At 61.3% G+C, this 3233-nt stretch carries 4 protein-coding genes and 1 pseudogene; 3 read left to right on the forward strand and 2 right to left on the reverse strand.

Going from position 1 to position 3233, the window contains the following annotated elements; translation table 11 throughout:
* Positions 1-86: 86 nt before the first annotated feature.
* Positions 87-216 (reverse strand): annotated as a pseudogene (locus DYL61_RS32045) (helix-turn-helix transcriptional regulator); the annotation flags it as partial.
* Complete coding sequence (locus DYL61_RS31070) at positions 212-511, reverse strand: hypothetical protein (protein WP_135311565.1); 300 nt, start codon at positions 509-511, stop codon at positions 212-214. The pseudogene DYL61_RS32045 and the gene DYL61_RS31070, both read right to left, overlap by 5 nt.
* Before the next feature lie 217 nt (positions 512-728).
* Here DYL61_RS31070 and DYL61_RS31075 point away from each other — a divergent pair, with 217 nt between their 5' ends.
* From DYL61_RS31075 to DYL61_RS31085, 3 genes are read left to right on the forward strand one after another with little or no spacing between them, the layout of a single operon-like run.
* Positions 729-1373 carry a secretin and TonB N-terminal domain-containing protein gene (locus tag DYL61_RS31075; protein ID WP_135311567.1) on the forward strand — a complete coding sequence of 215 codons (645 nt, stop codon included), beginning with the start codon at positions 729-731 and terminating at the stop codon, positions 1371-1373.
* The gene (locus tag DYL61_RS31080) at positions 1370-1915 is read left to right on the forward strand and encodes an RNA polymerase sigma factor (protein ID WP_105695592.1); all 546 of its coding nucleotides are present in this window, start codon (positions 1370-1372) and stop codon (positions 1913-1915) included. The genes DYL61_RS31075 and DYL61_RS31080 overlap by 4 nt, the downstream gene beginning before the upstream one ends.
* Positions 1916-1952: 37 nt before the next feature.
* Positions 1953-2879, forward strand: a complete 927-nt coding sequence (locus tag DYL61_RS31085; RefSeq protein WP_135311566.1) for a FecR family protein — start codon at positions 1953-1955, stop codon at positions 2877-2879.
* Positions 2880-3233 lie beyond the last annotated feature (354 nt).

The raw sequence follows: 3233 nt of genomic DNA on the forward strand, positions 1-3233 counted from the left end.
GAAAGCCGCTCATTTGCTGTTTCCTTAACTGACTGGCATTAGGGCAAGCCCCCTCCCACATTTGAACTGCGTTGAACATGAGGACTTCAGGTAGCCGCAAGCAACTCCGACTGGCTACTGATCCCCAGCTTGGCATAGATATTCTTGCGATGAATCTTCACGGTGCCGGGGCAAGATGTTACCGAGTGCTACATTTTTGTTTCCGTGGCCCTCAAGGCCGCTGCGGTTTTACCGACGTGCCGAAGGTATTGCCCATGCGCACGCTGGTGGCTGCCGGCGTGGACAATCCCACGGCATTCGGCGCGCGTTTTTCCACGGGGATGTTTTGCGCTTCACGGTTTTTCTTCGCGGCCTTGGTCGCGTTGGTATCGCTGCCCATCTGCTGGCTCAGGCAGCCGTAGTCCGGCGCTTTATAGCCGTCCACCGACACTTCGGTGCAACTGTCGGCATGGGCAAAGAGGGGCAGGGCGCTGCACAGCAACACACTGGCAAGGGGGGTAAACAGCTTCATCTGGGCCTCCTGGCGGGCCCGCGGGGGTGGGCCGGTATGGCTTGAAAGTGTAGTGCAGCGGGCTTCTCGTCACCGTGATGTTTTTTTTGCCATCACCGTAACATCAGGTTCATAAACTGGCCTCAGGATGACGGTTTTCTGGGGTGCGTCGACCGTGGAGCGATGCAGGGCAGCGGATCAACCGAAGACTTGGCGGCGCGCCCTGTGCGCCCTGGTCTTGTTGTTGCTGCTGTCGGGTGGGCGCGCCGCGCAGGCCGAGTCACCGCTGCTGATGCTGAACCTGCCGGCACAAGACCTGGAACAAGCCCTGCAAGCCTACAGCCGCGCCACCGGGATGGCGGTGCTGGTGGACCGCGAGTTGACGCGGGGCCGGCGCTCCCTTGCGGTGCGCGGGCACTTCACGGCGCAGGAAGCATTGGCGATGTTGCTGACGGGGAGTGGCTTGATGGCGCGTTATGCACGCGTTGATGCGTTCACCTTGCAACTGCCCGAGGTCAGCGAGCCAGCCGCCACCCGAGGTGCGGCGGCACGCAACGCGGCGCGGCTCAACAACAGTTATGCCACAGCGTTGCAGCAGGCCATCGAGGCCAGCCTGTGCCGTTCACCGCTGACGCGCCCCGGCAGTTATCGCGCACTGGTGCAGGTCTGGGTCAACCGGGATGGCTTGATCGAACACAGTCGGCTGGTCAGTACCACCGGCGATGAACAACGCGATGAAGCACTGGTGCGCAGCCTCGGCGCGACGCAGGTCCAACGGCCTGCGCCGAGTTCACTGCGCCAACCGGTGACTTTACTTTTGATGCCCGACACAACAGGAACGCGCATGGAATGCACAGCAGCAAAAGGAGCCTCGGGCGGATGAAAAATACCGGGCACAGTACGATGGTCAGTTTGTTCCTGGCGTCCTACGAAGACTTCAAGGTGCGTTTGCGCAAGCGCCTGGGCTCGGAGGACCTGGCCAATGACGTGCTGCACGAAACCTTCCTGCGGGTCGACCGCATGGACGTGCCGCCGAACCTGCAACAACCCAACGCCTACCTGTACCGCATGGCCCTGAACATCGCCGCCGACCGCCGCCAGGCCGATGCGCGCTTGCTCACCGGCAGCGAAGTCGAGGAACTGCTGCAAACCAGCGATGAAGCCCAGGACCCGTCGCGGGTGGTGGGCGGCCAGCGCGAGATCCAATCCCTGGTCAAAGCGCTCTACGAACTGCCGGCACGCCGCCGCAAAATCCTCATCGCCGCTCGTTTGGAAGAGGCGCCCCACCTGGAAATCTCCCAGCGTTTCGGCATCTCCACGCGCATGGTCGAAAAGGAAATCAAGGCTGCCCTGGGGCACTGCGCCAAGCGTCTGGAAAGAAAAGTGATTCAGCGGTTCGGTCCCGGCGCCGGAAAACCGTCTTAGTGTCGAGTCCCTGATAAATCCGTGAGTATGTGCGCGCTTGAATATCTTTAGCTTTCCCGCCACCCGGCAAACCGCCGCCAGCCCCTTGCACGAAGAAGCCCGTGACTGGCTGCTCCTGCTCACCTCGGGCCGCGCCACCGTGGCCGACGCCCGCGCCCTGCAAGCCTGGCGCGAGCAAAGCCCGGAACACGCCCAGGCGTTCGAACAGGCCAAGGCGCTATGGCAGCAATTGCCAACGGCCCTTGAACAGGTATCGCAGCCGCGCAGCTTTGGCCGCCGCGCCTTCCTCGGCGGCGCGATCGCCGCGTCGGCCGCCGTAGTGATGGTACGCGTCGGCGTCCCCGGCGGCTTCGCCGGGCTCACTGCCGACTACCGCACCGACGTCGGGGAGCAACGCCAAGTGCTGCTGAGCGACGGCGTCAGCCTGGAACTCAACACCCAGACCCGCATCAGCCGCGTGGGTCAGGGCATTGAACTGCTGGAAGGTGAAGTGGAAGTGGTTGCCCACGTTGCACAACCGCTCAAGATCCAGGCCGGCGCCGGCTGGGTCAGCGCGGCGCAGGCACGGTTTAATGTGCGGCATACCGATAACCGAGTGTGTGTCACCTGCATCGAAGGATCGCTCTCGGTAGACGTCGCCGGGAACAGCGTAAGCCTCGGCACTGGGCGACAACTCACCTATGGCGCGAACGGAGTGAGTGAGGTGACGACGGTAGACACCCAGGCCGTGGTGGCCTGGCGCGAACAGGTGCTGGTGTTCAACAACGCCACGCTGGCCACGGTGGTGGACGAGATCAACCGCTATCGGCCGGGGATGCTGGTGCTGCTGAATAAGCAACTGGGCCAGCGACGGGTGCAGGCGCGGTTCAGTTTGCAGCAGTTGGCGGGGGTGGCGTTGTTGATTCGGGATGCGTATGGGGCGAAGTGTACGGAGTTGCCGGGGGGGGTGGTGTTGTTGAGTTAGGGCAGTCGCCGCTGGTCGGAAAACTCCAACTTCTACGATCAAAAAAGCCGTGATTTCGGCGTACGCTGCGCCTGTCGTTTCCAGGTATGTCGACAATCGGCGTCATTGAGCCGCGTGCCTTCCTTTCCTGTCGGACAATGTTCCTCAGGCCTTATGAATTTGCCTCCTTTACCTGTAGGAAAAAGTAAGGTTTTAGCCGGTCTGACTTCCATTTTCTTACCCTCGTCAACACCATCTCCCTACGCTTTTTCTGAGTGTCTTCCTGTAGTCTGTCAGCCGTTTCAACCCACTGAAAAAACAGGCATTTTTTCGTAACATTTATCCTTTTTCTTAAGCGTTTCAGCCTCGGCAATC

It is taken from the genome of Pseudomonas nabeulensis (genome assembly GCF_004682045.1).
Lineage (GTDB): Bacteria > Pseudomonadota > Gammaproteobacteria > Pseudomonadales > Pseudomonadaceae > Aquipseudomonas > Aquipseudomonas nabeulensis.